The organism is Paenibacillus sp. HGH0039 (assembly GCF_000411255.1).
Lineage (GTDB): Bacteria > Bacillota > Bacilli > Paenibacillales > NBRC-103111 > Paenibacillus_F.
The window spans coordinates 536,851-553,355 of sequence record NZ_KE150413.1 but is presented as its reverse complement, the minus strand read 5'-3'; the positions used below and the strand labels follow the sequence as shown (position 1 = coordinate 553,355).

The following is a 16,505-nucleotide window of genomic DNA, read 5'->3' as shown; positions in this document are numbered from 1 at the left end:
ATTAAATCAACGTGACATTGCTGCGTTTGGCAGTCGGTGTTTTACGCTTTTCGATCAGACGGTTCAAGGCGTCAATATAGGCTTTGGCACTTGCCTCCAGAATATCCGTGGAAATTCCGCGACCCTGTACGGAAACACCTTTTTGGCCCAAAATGACATGAACTTCGCCGAGAGCGTCTTTGCCGTAGGAAACCGATTTGATCGTGTAATCCTCCAGCTCCACTTCCTCGCCGGTCGTTTTATCGATTGCGTTGTAGATGGCATCTACGGAACCGTTGCCGTCTGCCGATTCTTCCAGCACTTTGCCGTCCTCGGCATGGATACGCACCGTAGCGTTCGGAACGGCTTGGTTGCTGTACGATACCTGCAGGGAATCCAGCACATATACTTCCGGCGTGCTGACCAGCTTCTCTTCGAGAAGAGCGCGGATGTCGTCATCCAGCACGTTCTTCTTCTTGTCGGCCAGATCCTTGAATTTAGCGAACGCCGCGTTCACCTGCTCGTCGCTGAGGTCGTACCCCATATCGATGAGCTTCTCGCGGAACGCGTGGCGGCCGGAATGCTTGCCGAGTACGAGCTTGCTTTCCTTGAGACCGATCGTCTCCGGGGACATGATCTCGTACGTCGTCTTCTCCTTCAGCATGCCATCCTGGTGGATGCCCGATTCATGCGCGAAGGCATTGGCGCCGACGATCGCTTTGTTGCCCGGCACATCCATCCCCGTCAATTTGCTGACGAGACGGCTAGTGCGGTAAATTTCGGAGAGCACCAGAGATGTCTTCGCCTGGAAAAACTCCTGGCGGGTTTCCAGCGCCATGGCGACTTCCTCGATCGACGTATTGCCGGCACGCTCGCCGATCCCGTTGATGGTGCCTTCGATTTGATCGGCACCGTTCAGAACCGCCGCCAGCGCGTTGGCCGTAGCCATGCCGAGGTCATCGTGACAGTGGGCGCTGAGCTGGATTTTCTCGATGCCCGGCACGTTTTCTTTCAGCGTTTTGAAAATGTTCCCGAACTCGCTCGGATTCAGAAATCCGACCGTATCCGGAATATTCACCACCGTAGCGCCTGCGCGGATCGCCATCTCGGTTACTTCGCAGAGGAAGTCGAGCTCGGTCCGTCCGGCATCTTCCGGGGAAAATTCGATTTTATCGAAATATTTCTTCGCATAGCGGATAGCGGCTTCAGCCGTCTCCAGCACCTGCTGCTTCTCCATCCGCAGCTTATGCTTGCGGTGAATCGGCGAAGTGGCCAAGAACAAATGCAGGCAAGGATCCTGAGCGTGCCTTAGCGCTTCGCGCGCCGCATCGATATCCTGTTCCCGCGAGCGGGAAAGACCGATAATCGTTGCGTTTCTCACAGCACGGGCTACGGAAGCGACGCCTTCCAGATCTCCCGGAGAAGCGGCCGGGAACCCGGCCTCGATCCGGTCAACGCCCAGCTTCTCAAGCTGAAGCGCAATTTCGACCTTCTCCTGCATGTTGAGATTGACCCCCGGTGACTGCTCTCCGTCCCGGAGCGTCGTATCAAACACATAGATTTTTCTCACTTGCGTTCACCTCCTGAAGCTTGAGTTTTGGCTATCTATTCGGCTCTGCTTACTTCTTGATCCAGTGCATCAGTTCACGCAGTTGGGAACCGACTTGCTCCAGCGGGTGCTCGGCTTCGTTTCTACGTGTCGCGTTCATGAACGCGTTGTTGGATTGGTTCTCAAGGATGAAGTCGCGTGCGAATTTACCTTGTTGGATATCCGTCAGCACGTCTTTCATCGCTTTTTTCGTTTCAGCCGTGATGATGCGAGGGCCCGTTACATAGTCGCCGTACTCCGCCGTGTTGGAGATGGAGCTGCGCATGGAAGACAGACCGCCTTCGTACATCATGTCAACGATCAGCTTCAGTTCGTGCAGACACTCGAAGTAAGCCATTTCAGGCGCATAACCCGCTTCAACCAGTGTTTCAAAACCGGCTTTAACGAGCTCGCTTGCACCGCCGCAAAGAACGGCTTGCTCACCGAACAGATCCGTTTCGGTTTCTTCTTTGAAGGTAGTTTCGATAACTCCCGCGCGTGTACAGCCGATCCCTTTGGCATAAGCGAGACCGATTTGCTTCGCGTTGCCGGTTGCGTCCTGCTCGATCGCGATCAGGCCGGGAACGCCGAAACCTTCCACATACGTACGGCGAACCATGTGGCCCGGGGATTTTGGCGCTACGAGGAATACGTCTGCGTCGGCAGGCGCTTTAATTTGGCCGAAGTGAATGTTGAAGCCGTGGGAGAACATGAGCGCTACGCCTTTTTTCATGTTCGGCTCGATCGCTTCTTTGTATACGCGTGCTTGCGTTTCGTCCGGCATAAGGATTTGGATTACGTCTGCGCGTGCAGCCGCTTCTTCAACCGTGAATACTTCAAATCCGTCGTTTTGTGCGGTGTTCCAGGATTTACCCTGGCGAAGACCGATGATTACATTCAGTCCGCTGTCGCGAAGGTTTTGCGCTTGAGCGTGACCTTGGGAACCGTAACCTACGATTGCGATCGTTTTACCTTGAAGGGATGCGAAGTCTGCGTCTTTTTCATAGTACATAGTAGCTGCCATTGGATAATATCCTCCTTAAATTAAATAACCGTGTATGATTTCCCCATTGAATGGGCCTTTCAGCTTTCAACCGTCAATGAATTACTGATTTGCAGCAGCAAAGAGTTAAGGGCTGAAAGTCCCATTCAAGGGGACTTAGCCGACGAATCGGCCTTTCTGATTTCCGTAAAGAACGAAGAATGAAGGTAGAAGGTTAAAAAGTCCGGCGGTATCCAACCGCTTTACTTGATAGCGCCCCGGATCATCGCGGTAACGCCCGTTCTGGAAAGCTCGCGTATTCCGTAAGGACGGAGCAGTTCAATCATCGCGTCGATTTTCTCGGAATCGCCGATTGTCTGGACAATCAGGGAGCTTGGACCGATATCGACTACAGCGGCCCGGAATGTGTCCACGATGCCGAGAATCTCAGGGCGCTGGGCGGGCTCCGAATTGACCTTGATCAATGCGAGCTCCCGGGCGACCATCGGATTTTTGCTGAGATCGATCACTTTGATCACATCGATCAATTTGTACAGCTGCTTCGAAATCTGCTCCAGCGTATTGTCGTCGCCTTCGGTGACGATCACCATCCGGGAGAGTCCGGCTTCTTCGGACTCTCCCACAGTGATGCTTTCGATGTTGTATCCTCTGCGGCCGAACAAGCCGGATACCCGCTGGAGGACGCCGGGCTGATTGTTAACCAGAATGGATATGGTATGTTTCGTGATCATATTAGTCGTCCTCCCCCATCAACATCTCGCTGATCGTGCTGCCTTGCGTTACCATCGGGAACACATTCTCGTGCTTGGCAACCACGAAATCGATTAGAACCGGCCCCGGCGTATCCAAAGCTTCCTGCCAAGCCCGCTGAGCTTCCTCTTTGTTCGTGGCCCGCAGACCCTTAACGCCGTAAGCTTCCGCCAGTTTGACAAAGTCCGGGCTTCCCGCGAGGTCGATATGGCTATACCGGTTGTCGTAAATAATTTCCTGCCACTGCCGGACCATGCCGAGCACCTGGTTATTGATGACAACGATTTTGACCGGAATGTTGTTGATGGCGCAGATGGCGAGTTCCTGGGAACACATCTGCATGCCGCCGTCCCCGTTGATCGAGACGACCAGCTTATCCGGATTGCCCATTTGCGCTCCGATGGCGGAAGGGAAACCGAAGCCCATCGTGCCCAGGCCGCCCGAGGAGATCCAGGAGCGCGGATGCTGGAATTTATAGTACTGGGCTACCCACATCTGGTGCTGGCCGACATCCGTCGTCACGATCGCTTCGCCTTTGGTCGTTTCGTTGATCATCTCGATCACGTACTGCGGCTTCAACACCGTGTCGGAGTCTTTATACTTCAGCGGGAAGTTCCGCTTGTTCTCCTGAAGCCGCGCGATCCAGTTTTCCGATTTGGCCGGCTTCGCTTTCGTATTGGCGTATTCCAGCACGGAGCGGATATCGCCGACAACCGGAATGTCCGTCTTCACGTTCTTGCCGATTTCGGCGGGGTCGATGTCGATGTGGGCGATTTTTTTCGCTTTCGGCGCGAAGCCGTCCAGCTTCATCGTCACCCGGTCGTCGAAGCGGGAGCCGATCGAGATCAGCAGATCCGCATTCTGGATCGCCTGGTTTGCCGTGTACGTGCCGTGCATGCCCGGCATTCCGACCCACAATTCGTGAGCGCTTGGGAATCCGCCAAGACCGAGAAGCGTCGTCGTAACCGGAATCCGTGTCTTGTTGATAAACTCCAGCAGTTCTTTGGACGCGTTGGAGTAAACGACTCCGCCCCCGGCGATGATAAGCGGCTGCTCCGCCTCTTCGATCGCCTTGATCAGCTTCTCTACCTGCAGCTTGTTCGGATGAACCGTCGGGTTGTAACCGCGGATGTTAACTTCGCTTGCCGGGTGGAACATGGCCGTCTGTGCCGATACGTCCTTCGGAATATCGATCAGCACCGGGCCTTTGCGTCCCGTATTTGCAATGAAGAAGGCCTCGTGAATGATCCGCGGCAGGTCGTTCACATCGCGTACCAGGTAACTGTGCTTCGTAATCGGCATCGTGATTCCCGTGATATCCGCTTCCTGGAAGGCATCCGTACCAATCGCCGTCGTCGCTACGTTGCCGGTGATGACGACAAGCGGTACGGAGTCCATGAACGCCGTTGCGATTCCGGTTACCAGGTTAGTTGCCCCCGGGCCCGACGTCGCGATGCAAACCCCCACGTTGCCAGTCGATCTCGCATAACCGTCCGCCGCGTGAATCGCGCCTTGCTCGTGCCGCGTCAGCAGGTGGTTAAAATCGGAGAATCCATGCATAGCGTCGTAAATATAAAGTACCGAGCCTCCGGGATAACCGAAGACGCATTCCACACCCTCGAGCACCAGGCTCCGCAGCAAGATTTCCGAACCGTTAATCAGTTCCGGCTTGCGCATCGCTTCCATCAATTCCTCTTTAGACCTTTTGGCTGTCCCCACATTCATGAGAATCCTCCTCTCGTTTCGTTTCCATTTTTTTAAAATCAACGCATGGCAGCATGCAAAAAACCCCAATCCTCCCGGCGCCGGAATTCCGGCGTCATACGGGACGAAAGGGGTTTGAATTCTTCCGTGGTACCACCCTAGTTTGTCGTGCGCCTCGCGGCACAGGACCTTAACAGGTTACATTATGTCAGACATAATGCACACTTGGCACGGTAACGTGTGCCGCTCCGATTCTCCCTAATCACCAAGCGTTAAGGCTTAACCAGCCCGCTTGCTTTTCAGGAAAACAGCTCCGAGGTGAGCTCGTACAAAGGGATTATGGCGATGGTTTCAGCGTTTCCGATCGCTCTCTGAGCATAAGGGCCCTTATAACTTCGTCCTCTTCATAGCCGATTTCTGATGAGTCTTACAATTTAGAATATTGATTTAGAGATAATTATATGCACGCCGCTCTCTATAGTCAACAACTTTTCTTTAAAATAATTGTAAGCCCGGTTTACAAGCTCTGACAAAAAAAGAATCGCCATGCGAGGTTATCACGCATGACGATTCGGAAAACGCCGGTTTAGGCGTTCACTTTTTGCTTTGCAGCCGTTGCCAGATCAGCGAAGCCTTTAGCGTCGTTGACAGCCAGATCAGCCAGGATTTTACGGTTAACTTCGATGCCGGCCAGTTTCAGACCATGCATCAGTTTGCTGTAGCTAAGTCCGTTTACGCGAGCAGCCGCGTTAATACGCACGATCCACAATCTGCGGAAATCGCGTTTTTTCGTACGACGGTCACGGTATGCGTAAAGCAGGGATTTCATTACCTGCTCATTAGCTGTTTTAAACAGACGGTGTTTGGAACCGAAATAACCTTTTGCGAGTTTCAGAACTTTTTTATGACGACGACGGGATGTGAATCCGCCCTTGACTCTTGCCATAATGATGACCTCCTAAACGATTTTGGGTAATGGAAACGAAGTGATTACTTAATTTGTGCAAGACCTTGCTTCAGGCGTCTAACGTCGCCAGGAGCCATAACCGGATTTGTAGCGAGTACGCGCTTTTGACGGCCGGATTTGCCGCTGAGCAGGTGGTTTCTGTAAGCTTTGTATCTTTTCACTTTACCGGTACCGGTAATTTTAAAACGGCCTTTCAAGCTGCTGTGGGTTTTCATCTTAGGCATCTGGAAGTCCTCCTCAAATAAAATTCATAGGCAGGGCGCGTTTACACGCGCCCAGAAATTTAGGTTGTTACTTTCGGTGTTAAGATCATGATCATGCTGCGTCCTTCGAGCTTAGGAGCGCGCTCCATGCTGGAGATCTCCTCAGTTTCGGTTGCAAGACGCTGCAGTACTTTCCTTCCGTTCTCGGCGTGAGCAATCTCACGGCCGCGGAAACGGACGGAAGCTTTCACTTTGTCACCGTCATTCAAAAATTTAACCGCATTGCGCAGCTTCGTTTGGAAATCATGTTCGTCGATCGTAGCGCTCAGGCGAATTTCTTTGATGTCCACGATTTTCTGGTTCTTGCGGGCTTCTTTTTCTTTCTTCTGCATCTCGTAACGGTATTTCCCATAGTCCATGATGCGGCATACCGGCGGTTTAGCCGTTGGCGCTACGTTCACCAGATCCAAGTTGGCGTCAATCGCCATTTGGAGCGCTTCACGAATCGGTTTAATGCCGAGCTGTTCGCTCTCGGGCCCGATCAAACGGACTTCTTTCGCGCGAATCTCATCGTTAACCATGTGATCTTTACTAATATTCTCCACCTCCAACCATTGTTTCCAAGCTTGTTGCAAGGACATAAAAAAGGGATGCAGGCTAACAGCCCACATCCCCACGGTTCGTTTGTCACATAAAAACAAAACGTTGACGTTATTTCATCGTAACCAGCCGACGGAATCGGTCAGGTGAGAAGCGGGCGCCTCTTCTTTCAAAAATATGCAGTTGTGCAATCACTCGTACTACTATACCACTCCGGAGAAGACAAGTCAACTTTATTCTGCTCGAATTCCCGTAAGTAAGTTAGCTGACCTGCTTGCTCTGCACTTCTTCCAGGCGGATAACACGCGTATGCTTCGTATGACTCCACTGCTTGTTGTTCTGCGTGAAGAACGCGTATACGGTAATCGGCCACCAGGACAGCATGAAGATCGGATAAGCGATCAGGTACTTGTATGTCTTGCCGGACGCCTTCTCGATAAACAACGAGATCGGCAGCATCACATAAATCGAGATGGCCAGGACGTTGACAATCGGAGCCAATTCGTACAGATTCATGTCCGTTCCGCCCGGTACGATGGCTTTGATCCAGATCGCCACGCTCAGGATGGAACCGAAGAAATAGTTATATACGTTAGCCGAATAGAAAGCGGCGTCGATTTTGGTCCAGCTGCGCTCTTTAAGTCCCTGCCACAGAAGCGGGAACAGATAGCGGCGGCAGACGTCGAAGTGTCCCTGCATCCAGCGCAGGCGCTGTTTGACGGACGCTCTGAACGTCAGCGGCTTCTCGTCGTAGACTTTCGCGTAGTAGTTCATCGTCGGCTTAACGCCGAGCTTTACGCAGCGCATCGAAAACTCAAGGTCTTCGACGAGGCTCGTCGCGCCCCAGCCGATCTGCTTCAGCAGGTTCGACTCAAAGCACATGCCTGTACCGCCAAGATAGTTGGCGAGGCCCAGATTCGTACGCGGAACCTGCCAGAAGCGGTTCGCGAAATAATACGAGATGGCGTAGGAAGCCGTAACCCAGGAATCGTTCGGATTCTTGGTGTCCAGATAAGCTTGGATGACTTGGGAACCGCTGCACAGGTCGTCGTTCATATGACGCAGATAGTCGTGGCCGACGAGGTTGTCGGCGTCGAACATCACGACGGCGTCATACTGGCGCGGACGCTTCCACAGCTCTTTGAGCATCCATTCGATGGCGTACCCTTTGCCCCGCAGATTCGGGTTGTTGCGCTCGCACGCATACAGTCCGTGGCTGCGCACAATATCGGCGGTGCTGTCCGTACAGTTGTCGCAAATGACGAAAACGTCGTACAGCTCTTTCGGATAGTCGAGCTGCTTCAGGTTTTCGAGCAAGGCCCCTACTACTTCTTCTTCGTTATGCGCCGCTACCAGAACTGCGAATGATTTCTGCGGCGGATGCTGCGTTTTCTTTTTCGGACGCTTCCAGCCAAAGAATGTTAGAAACAACTGATAAGCCCCGAATAACACCAATACAATTTGCAAGACCAGCAAAATTGTATCCAGCATCGTAAACCCCCCTTTTAATGTTCACAACAAAGTCTGTTTTTATATTTATCGCTTTGTATGTAACCCATTTTGTTCCAATTGAAGCCATTGTAATCATTTTTGTGTAGAAGCCAATGCAATCGTTCTTGATTGTGACGGGTTTCCATGCTTTTGTCAAAACCCTATTAATGGACTATTTGGTCGGTTCGAACATTTTAGCGCGAAAAGACCCCAGTAAAGTAATCGGCGCTCGTTCTCGTGTGCGATTGCGGCTTCTTCCCCCGGTTTTCTACTTTTTTGTGACTTTGGCCTCTGTAAAACTCCAAGTTTGCGGGCCTTTTTTGATTTTAATTTTCGGCGGGGCAGGCCGTCTGCTCCATTATAATCGAGCCGCAGGGCCAAAACAACTTGGACGGACTGTCCAGGCGCGGCGCTTATTTCACGATGCCCGCCGCCCTTCGGGCTCCGCCGCCGGCGTCTCCCGCAACCTCCCTATAGCTTTCGTAGAGGGTTGCGAAAATTGAGTCCCAACTCCTGGTAAGCGCATGCGACCGGCCCTCAAGCGCCAGTTTTCGACGCAGTTCGGGGGCTTCGTAAAGCCTTTGCACCGCCGCGGCCAAAGCGGACGCATCGTCAGGCGGACAAAGCAGGCCGGTATACCCATGCCTGACGTTATCCGCCACTCCGCCTGCGTTTACACCGACGACGGCCGTTCCCGACGCCATCGCCTCCAGCACCACGTTGCCGAACGTTTCCGAGGCGGACGGGAACACGAATACGTCGGCGGCCGCGTAGAGCTCCGCCAGCTCCCTGCCCTCCACGAAGCCGCAGAAGCGGACGTCCGGGTACGGGGCCAGCCGCTTCTCCAGCTCCGCCCGCATGGGGCCGTCTCCCGCAAGAATCAGCGCGCACTTCGCGCGGAAAACTTCGGGCAGATTGGCGAAGGCGCGCACCAGCGCATCCAAACCTTTTTCGGGCGCGAGGCGTCCTACATAGAGTAATACGAATTTGGCGGGCAAAAGGTTGTGCTTATGCAAAACTTTTCGTCTGTCCGTATGAGGGCGGAATTCGGCCGTATCGATGCCCCGCCCCCATAATTCGATACCCGTGAGCCCTTTTGTATGGAGTATTTTACCGGTCGAAGGCGAGGGTACATATATTTTTACACAGTTTTGGTGAAACCAAAGCAGATATTTCCAGAGCATCGGTTCCATCCATTGGAGGCGGTAATGCGCCAAATACTGGTCGAAATGCGTGTGATAGGAGGCGACCAGAGGGATGCGGTGCTTTTTCCCGTAGTGGAGGCCCGTCAGGCCGAGGTTAAACGGCGTCGCCAGATGGATGAGGGTCGGGCGGAATTCCTTGAGCATCCTGCCGACCAGCAGGGGATTGGGTATCGCCATTCTGCAATCCGGATACAATGAGAAAGGAATACTGTAAAATCGTTCCACGCTCCGGATGCCCGAGGTTCCAGCCTCCCCGGCCGCAGGCGCAAATACGCGGCACACCGCCCCACGGGACTCCAGGTAGCGGACCCAGCGTCCCAGCGTTTTGGCGACCCCGTTGACATCGGGAAGAAACGTATCCGTAAATAACGCGACTCTCATAAGACAGCCCTCCGTTTCCACAGCTCGGATGCCCCCCGGAAACTGCAGTCCGCTGCGCTCCGAGGAGTTTCTCTTCTCGATTGTATAGGGCGTTTGTTAACGAGAAAGCTTTGAAAAGTCATAACCCGGTTAATAACTTGTAAATATCCGGCGGCGGCCTCCGTTGATACTGCGCTAACAAAATGCTTTTATACTGAAGGTGTCAGAGGGAATTCCTCGTCAAAATTAGAAACGAAGAAAATCCATGAAAAATTAAACCTTTCTTAAGAATTAGCACTCGTTCTCGTTAAGAATTAACAGGTACACTACGGTTGTTAGCTATCAGGGAAGGAGGCATCATCATGAGCAAAGTCGTTCATTGGATGCACCGGCACGAAACACGCATGTTTCTCTATGTCAACCAGCGGTTCCGGCACACCATACTGGATGGTATCCTCGGGACGCTTACTCATCTCGGGGGAGCGACTGCCACCATTGCGATCACGCTGCTCCTGTCCCTATTCGGAAAAGGAGTCTGGCAGATCGCCGGCATTCAGGCGCTCGCCGCCCTTGCGATAAGCCATATTCCGGTAGCCATCGTCAAAAAACTGTATCCTCGCAGACGCCCGTATCTGGTTGTGCCCAATACGAGAACCGGCCGAAATCCGCTGCAGGACCACAGCTTTCCATCCGGTCATACGACCGCCATCTTCTCTGTGATCGTCCCGTTCGCGGCCCACATGCCCGTTCTAGGTTTCGTCCTCATTCCGCTCGCCCTGCTGGTTGCTCTGTCCCGCATGTACCTCGGGCTTCATTATCCCAGCGATTGCCTGGCCGGCGCGGTAATCGGCTCGGGAGCGGCTGCTGCCTCCGTTGCGCTGTGGCCTTAAATTGAGTATGGTAACAGGATGGAAATTCATGGATAAGAAGGAAAGGTGAATAGACTTGCGCAAAAAAAGAGTACTGCTATTATCCGAAGGCTTCGGTGCCGGACATACCCAGGCCGCTTACGCCCTTTCCGAAAATATGCGGCAGCTGTATCCAGGCATCCAGACGCGCGTTCTGGAACTCGGCGCTTTCCTTCACCCCACGTTAGCCAGATGGATTTTTTCCGCCTATCGCAAAACGCTTCATTCCCAGCCGAAATTATACGGAAAGCTTTATCGCTTCCAATACAAAAAATCATTGAATCCCATCACGCAAATGGCGCTTCACCGGATCTTTTACGCCCAAACGGCCCAGATCATCACCCAACTGCGTCCGGACGCTATCGTCTGCACGCACCCGTTCCCGAGCATCGTCGTATCCCGTCTGAAACGGGCCGGACTGTCTGTGCCTTTATGCACGGTCATAACGGACTATGACGTGCACGGCACCTGGATTTCGCCGGAAGTCAACAAATATCTCGTCTCTTCCGACAAAGTCAAAACCAAGCTGCTTCACCGCGGAGTGGCCGGCGACAAGATCGAAATCACCGGCATTCCGGTGCATCCCGGTTTCCGCCAGCCTCACGACAAGACGGAAATACGCCGCCGGTTCGAGCTGGCCTCCATTCCTACGGTGCTTGTCATGGGAGGGGGCTGGGGACTCATCGGGGGCGACACCGTTCTGGACGAAATGCTCCGCTGGCGCGACCGGGTTCAGCTTATTTTCTGCTTCGGCAGCAATCAGAAGGCATTGGCGAAATGCCAGGAGGACCCGCGGTTCCTTCATCCTCACGTGAAGCTGCTCGGCTTTACGAACGAAGTCGACAAGCTGATGGAAGTCTCGGATCTGCTGGTGACCAAGCCGGGCGGAATGACCTGCACGGAAGGTCTGGCCAAAGGCATTCCGATGCTCTTCCACAAGCCTATCCCGGGACAGGAAGAGGAAAATCTGCTGTTCTTCACGGAAAACGGCTTCGGGGAATCCATTTTGTCGGAAGAAACCATCCGCTTGTGGTTCAAAGGTTTATCGGAACGCGGAAACGAAATGCGGCGGATGCGGGAAGATATCCGGGAAAGCTGCCGCAATATGTTCCAAACGGACTACTCTCAAGTCATCATGACGCTTATACACAAAGAAGAACAGCAGTCCGTTTAGGACTGCTGTTCTTCTTTTAGGCGTTCCACGTGTTCGGCAAGAGCCCGGGACCCGAGCACCACTTCCACACGGTGTATGTTCATGCCCTGCTTGGCAAATTTCGTTTCGTACTCCGTCATGACGTGATCCGGATTAAACCCTTCCTCGAAACCGCCGTGCAGATCGAGAGAGATGTTCCGCATTCTCAGATCCAGATCCGCAAAAGAATTCAACGAGAATTCGAACAAGGATTTGGAGTCCGTTTTGAAGTGAATTTCGCCGCGCTCGTTAAGCGCGTGTTTGTATTTATGGACGAAGCCCGCATGAGTCAGGCGGCGTCTGGCATGTTTCTTCTTGGGCCACGGATCGCTGAAATTCAGATAAATCCGCTCCAGTTCATTCTCGTCGAAAACTTCTTCCAGCCGTTCGATATTGAACAGAGCAAGCCGGATGTTCTCAAGCGATACATCCACGGCCGATTCCTCGATGCCGTGCGCGATCCGGACTTTCTCGCTGGCTCTGCGGATCAGTTCATCGTACATATCTACCCCGATGAAATTGATCCCGGGATTGCGCCGGCTCATTTCACTGATGAACTGGCCTTTCCCCATCCCGAGCTCCACATGAATCGGATTGCCGTTCCCAAACACTTCCGCCCACTTTCCTTTATATAAAGCCGGTTCCAGAACAATGAGATCGCGCTGCTTCTCAATTGCTTCCCGGATGCCTTTTCTTCCTCTTAAACGCATTGCTTACCTCCCCTAATCCTTATCCGGTCACCTGCAGCCATTCCCTGTGGGATCACGGAAACATGCTTCAAATAATAGACGATTCCCCCGGAAAATGCAAAGGAAAATAAGCATCCGGCAAGCCCCGGAAACGTTAAAAATCAACGCTCTATCCGGCCAAAAGCCTCAGCGGTTAATCAAAACGGCATCCAATTGACGGCGTACTTTGCGGCGCGCTTCGGCCGCGGCCCGGGCGTCGTAAGCAAAATTTGCGGTTCCCGCCAGAATCATGGCTTCTTTCGGGGTAAGCTCCAGCGTGATTCCAGTCGTTTCCTGCCCCTGAAGGTCGCCGCTGCGGGTCAGAGTCAGCATCTCTTTTCACCTCCCTGTCAGCGAATTAACAATTTCGTTTAAAAAGACGGGAAAGGACATCTCCAAAAGAGATGCCCTTCTGCTTCCCGTGGATTAACGGTTATGAATTTCGTTCTCTCTTCTGTTGCGTCCGCCCAGACCGGCCAGACCGACGAGGCCGAGAAGACCGAGCCAGCCCCAGTTCGTATTGTTGCGGGTCGTTCCGTACGTACGGTAAGTGGACGTGTCGTAAGCACCGCGGTTGTTGGTGCCCGTCGTGCTCATGCGGTCCATCATACGGTTGCCGTTGGTACCGACCGTACCGGTCGTTCCGTACGTGCCTGTGTTGCCGTTATAACCCGTACCGTAGGTATTCACGCCGCTGGTTGTGCCTGTCGCTGCGCCTGTCGCCGCACCCGTTGCTGCGCCGTTTACGGCACCGGTGACGGCACCGGTCACACCGCCGGTTACAGCGCCTACCGTACCTGTTACGGCGTTACGGCCCGTGCTGTATGCGCGGTTCAGCTGATCCGGAGCTGTGGCGTTCGGGTTGACACCGTTCATGGTTGTCCCCGGAGTCGTCGTGCCGGTCACCGTCGTGTTGGTCGTTCCTGTTGTCGAACCTGTTCCCAACGTGCTGGCGTGCGCGGCACCCACCGTAAGCATAGAAGTCAGGGCAACAGCAAGCGTAGCATAGCGAAGCTTTTTCATGGACAGTCCCCTTTCAAAGCAGTTGTTTTATTGCTCCCTTAGGATGTCCGGCCCGGGTTGCTTTAAACGGGGTACATACTGGCAGAGGAAGGGGTGCATTCCCTTTTGTTTTGGGCTACAATAGGAAAAGTCAGATTTGAAAAAGGAGTACTGAAACCTCATGAACGCAATTACAACCGAGCCTCTCCTGTGGGGGGATAAACGGTTTCATACATGGAATTACGAGATGCGCCGCCAGTTCGGCGAGAAGGTATTTAAAGTCATGCTGGACGCGGGTTTCACATGCCCGAACAGGGACGGCAAAATCGCTACCGGAGGCTGCACATTCTGCAGCGCAAGAGGGTCCGGCGACTTTGCGGGAAGACGCCGCGACGACCTGGTGACGCAGTTTAACACGATCCGGGACCGCCAGCACCAGAAATGGCCGGATGCGAAGTACATCGGCTATTTTCAAGCCTACACCAACACTTACGCGCCCGTGGACGAGCTGCGGGAGTATTACGAAGTCATTCTTCAGCAGCCCGGCGTTGTAGGGCTCTCCATCGCCACGCGGCCGGACTGCCTGCCCGACGATGTCGTGGAATATCTGGCCGAGCTTAATGAGCGCACCTACCTGTGGGTCGAGATGGGCCTTCAGACCATTCACGAAAGCACGTCGACCCTTATTAACCGGGCCCATGACACGCAGTGCTACACGGAAGCGGTCGCCAAGCTGAGAAAACACAACATCCGCACTTGTGCGCATATTATTTACGGACTGCCTCAGGAAACCGATGATATGATGATCGAAACCGGGAAAGCCGTCGCCGCCATGGATGTGCAGGGCATCAAAATCCATCTGCTCCACCTGATGCGCAAAACGCCGATGGTGAAGCAGTACGAAGCGGGCCTGCTGCGCTTCCTGGAGCAGGATGAATACATCAAGCTCATCGTCGATACGCTCGAGCTGCTCCCGCCGGAAATGATCGTTCACCGGCTGACCGGCGATGCGCCGCGCGATCTGCTCATCGGCCCCATGTGGAGCCTGAAGAAATGGGAAGTGCTGAACGCGATCGACGCCGAACTCAAACGCCGGGATACTTGGCAGGGGAAGCTCTGGACGCCCGCAACCCCCGCCGGACCGGTATAAGCGGAGGCCGCCATGGGATTTCTCTCCATTCTGAGCTGCGCGCATAAATGGATCGAGGAACGTGTCCGCCCCGGCGATACGGTGGTAGATGCCACCGTAGGCAACGGAGTGGACACCCTCTTCCTCGCCAGGCTCGTCGGCCGCGTCGGCCGCGTGTACGGCTTCGATATCCAGCCGCAGGCGCTGGATACGGCCCGTACGCGGCTGGAACGCGAGCTGGACGGCTCCGGCGGCGCGCAGCGGGTCTCGCTTCTGCTGCGCAGCCATGCCGACATGGCGGACGCTGTCCCGGACGACTGCCTGGGACGGACGGCCGCCGTCATGTTCAACCTTGGGTATCTGCCCGGCGCAGATCCCGGGGTTATTACCGTGCCGGCTTCCACGCTGCCCGCTCTGGAAGCCGCGCTCCTACTTCTGCGCGAAGGCGGCATCCTCACCATCGCCCTGTATCCGGGCCACGATGGCGGAGCTTCCGAGGCGCAGGCGGTCGAAAGCTGGGCCGCCGCGCTTCCCCAGGAGATGTGGAGCGTGCTCTGCTACCGGTTTATCAACAGTGCGGCACGGTCGCCTTACTTGATTGGTATAGAGAAAAAGAAACCGAGAGGAGTACTGAAATGAAACCTTACCCGATTCATTTTCAACCCGATTTTAAACACCGTGTATGGGGCGGCCGCGCCCTGGAGGAATTCGGCTACGAGATTCCCGAAGGCCATGTCGGCGAAGGCTGGATGATCGCGGATCATGCGAACGGCACCTCTACCGTTACAAATGGAGAACTGAAAGGCCTCGGCCTGGACGAAGTCCGGGAAAAGCTGGGCGCCGAATGGTTCGGTACGAAAGGCGCTTCCGCCGGAAACGGACGTTTTCCTCTGCTCGTCAAGCTGCTTGACTGCAACGACGACCTCTCCGTTCAGGTGCACCCCGGCAATGACTATGAGAACCTCGCGCAGGGCGAGCTTGGAAAGACCGAGATGTGGTACGTGCTGGACGCCAAACCCGGAGCCAAGATCATTTACGGGCTGAAGGACGGAATCACGCGTTCCGAATTTCAAACGGCCGTTCAAGAGGATCGCATTCTCGATACCATGATGTCCGTGGAAGCCGAGAAGGGCGACAGCTTCTATATTCCTTCGGGTACGGTCCATGCGCTGGGCTCCGGCGTCCTGGTAGCGGAAATCCAGCAAAACTCGGATACGACTTACCGCCTGTACGACTATAACCGCCCCGGACTCGACGGCAAGCCGCGGGAACTTCATATCGAAGACTCCCTGAACGTCATCGCCTTCGGAAAGGCCGGCGCTACTTTCATGAAAACGATGGACGCTGCGCCGAACGAATGGCTGGAGCTGGCCGCTTCCCCTTATTTCGTGGTGGAAAAAGGCATCGTAACCGCTCCGTGGAACTTGTCCACGACACCGGAAAGCTTCACGCTGCTGATCGCCTGCGAAGGCAGCGGTTCGCTGGAATGGGCGGACGGCTCTCTGGCGATGAAGCCGGGCGACTGCTTCCTGCTCCCGGCCACGCTGGGCGGTTACACGCTAAGCGGCAGCCAGACGGTGCTGCGCTCTTATCTGCCTTAGGCCCGAGGCATCAGGCTCTTAGCCTATAGATAAGCCCCTGCGGCCGAACATAAAAAAAGCCTTCTTCCCTCCGTGCCGACGCACGAAAAGGAAGA

At 54.3% G+C, this 16,505-nt stretch carries 17 protein-coding genes; 5 read left to right on the top strand and 12 right to left on the bottom strand.

The genetic code is table 11. The features are described 5' to 3' along the window. Window position 1: 1 nt before the first annotated feature. The 9 genes from HMPREF1207_RS16830 to HMPREF1207_RS16790 form a co-directional block, all read right to left on the bottom strand. The gene (locus tag HMPREF1207_RS16830) at window positions 2–1,549 is read right to left on the bottom strand and encodes a 2-isopropylmalate synthase (RefSeq protein ID WP_009672140.1); all 1,548 of its coding nucleotides are present in this window, start codon (window positions 1,547–1,549) and stop codon (window positions 2–4) included. Between the two features lie 49 nt (window positions 1,550–1,598). Continuing rightward, entirely contained in the window at window positions 1,599–2,591 is a 993-nt protein-coding gene (ilvC, locus tag HMPREF1207_RS16825; protein WP_009672081.1) for a ketol-acid reductoisomerase, read from the bottom strand. A 221-nt stretch (window positions 2,592–2,812) separates the two neighbouring features. Continuing rightward, a complete protein-coding gene (gene ilvN / locus HMPREF1207_RS16820) occupies window positions 2,813–3,301 on the bottom strand; it encodes an acetolactate synthase small subunit (protein WP_009672217.1) in 489 nt (162 codons plus the stop codon). Window position 3,302: 1 nt separating this feature from the next. After that, window positions 3,303–5,045 carry a biosynthetic-type acetolactate synthase large subunit gene (gene ilvB, locus HMPREF1207_RS16815; RefSeq protein WP_009672153.1) on the bottom strand — a complete coding sequence of 581 codons (1,743 nt, stop codon included), beginning with the start codon at window positions 5,043–5,045 and terminating at the stop codon, window positions 3,303–3,305. Between the two features lie 565 nt (window positions 5,046–5,610). Then, complete coding sequence (gene rplT / locus HMPREF1207_RS16810) at window positions 5,611–5,970, bottom strand: 50S ribosomal protein L20 (protein WP_009672035.1); 360 nt, start codon at window positions 5,968–5,970, stop codon at window positions 5,611–5,613. Window positions 5,971–6,014: 44 nt separating this feature from the next. Next, entirely contained in the window at window positions 6,015–6,215 is a 201-nt protein-coding gene (gene rpmI, locus HMPREF1207_RS16805) for a 50S ribosomal protein L35 (RefSeq protein WP_009672104.1), read from the bottom strand. 59 nt (window positions 6,216–6,274) lie between these two features. After that, window positions 6,275–6,775 (bottom strand): translation initiation factor IF-3, encoded by a 501-nt coding sequence (infC, locus tag HMPREF1207_RS16800; protein WP_036740165.1) that lies wholly within the window; start codon window positions 6,773–6,775, stop codon window positions 6,275–6,277. A gap of 280 nt (window positions 6,776–7,055) precedes the next feature. Beyond that, complete coding sequence (locus HMPREF1207_RS16795; protein ID WP_009672028.1) at window positions 7,056–8,285, bottom strand: glycosyltransferase family 2 protein; 1,230 nt, start codon at window positions 8,283–8,285, stop codon at window positions 7,056–7,058. Between the two features lie 413 nt (window positions 8,286–8,698). Beyond that, window positions 8,699–9,871: a glycosyltransferase family 4 protein gene (locus HMPREF1207_RS16790; protein WP_009672133.1), complete on the bottom strand. Its 1,173-nt coding sequence runs from the start codon at window positions 9,869–9,871 to the stop codon at window positions 8,699–8,701. A gap of 341 nt (window positions 9,872–10,212) precedes the next feature. On the opposite strand from HMPREF1207_RS16790, the gene HMPREF1207_RS16785 reads away from it, so the two are divergent. Both HMPREF1207_RS16785 and HMPREF1207_RS16780 read left to right on the top strand, forming a co-directional pair. Further along, on the top strand, window positions 10,213–10,740 hold the full coding sequence (locus tag HMPREF1207_RS16785; RefSeq protein WP_009672199.1) for a phosphatase PAP2 family protein: 528 nt from the start codon (window positions 10,213–10,215) through the stop codon (window positions 10,738–10,740). Window positions 10,741–10,795: 55 nt separating this feature from the next. Beyond that, entirely contained in the window at window positions 10,796–11,932 is a 1,137-nt protein-coding gene (locus tag HMPREF1207_RS16780; protein ID WP_009672245.1) for a UDP-N-acetylglucosamine--LPS N-acetylglucosamine transferase, read from the top strand. Here the strand turns inward: HMPREF1207_RS16780 and trmB are convergent. From trmB to HMPREF1207_RS16765, 3 genes are all read right to left on the bottom strand, one after another. Next, window positions 11,929–12,660, bottom strand: a complete 732-nt coding sequence (trmB, locus tag HMPREF1207_RS16775) for a tRNA (guanosine(46)-N7)-methyltransferase TrmB (protein WP_009672170.1) — start codon at window positions 12,658–12,660, stop codon at window positions 11,929–11,931. The two genes, HMPREF1207_RS16780 and trmB, sit on opposite strands and share 4 nt — an antisense overlap. A 165-nt stretch (window positions 12,661–12,825) precedes the next feature. Then, window positions 12,826–13,011 carry a hypothetical protein gene (locus tag HMPREF1207_RS16770; RefSeq protein ID WP_009672050.1) on the bottom strand — a complete coding sequence of 62 codons (186 nt, stop codon included), beginning with the start codon at window positions 13,009–13,011 and terminating at the stop codon, window positions 12,826–12,828. Between the two features lie 93 nt (window positions 13,012–13,104). Then, window positions 13,105–13,701, bottom strand: a complete 597-nt coding sequence (locus HMPREF1207_RS16765; protein WP_009672113.1) for a WGxxGxxG-CTERM domain-containing protein — start codon at window positions 13,699–13,701, stop codon at window positions 13,105–13,107. Between the two features lie 160 nt (window positions 13,702–13,861). On the opposite strand from HMPREF1207_RS16765, the gene HMPREF1207_RS16760 reads away from it, so the two are divergent. The 3 genes from HMPREF1207_RS16760 to HMPREF1207_RS16750 are packed head-to-tail and all read left to right on the top strand — an operon-like array spanning window position 13,862 to window position 16,410. After that, complete coding sequence (locus HMPREF1207_RS16760; RefSeq protein WP_009672097.1) at window positions 13,862–14,830, top strand: TIGR01212 family radical SAM protein; 969 nt, start codon at window positions 13,862–13,864, stop codon at window positions 14,828–14,830. 12 nt (window positions 14,831–14,842) lie between these two features. Continuing rightward, window positions 14,843–15,448, top strand: a complete 606-nt coding sequence (locus HMPREF1207_RS16755; RefSeq protein ID WP_009672267.1) for a class I SAM-dependent methyltransferase — start codon at window positions 14,843–14,845, stop codon at window positions 15,446–15,448. Further along, window positions 15,445–16,410, top strand: a complete 966-nt coding sequence (locus tag HMPREF1207_RS16750) for a type I phosphomannose isomerase catalytic subunit (protein WP_009672060.1) — start codon at window positions 15,445–15,447, stop codon at window positions 16,408–16,410. The genes HMPREF1207_RS16755 and HMPREF1207_RS16750 overlap by 4 nt, the downstream gene beginning before the upstream one ends. The last annotated feature ends 95 nt before the right edge of the window (window positions 16,411–16,505 follow it).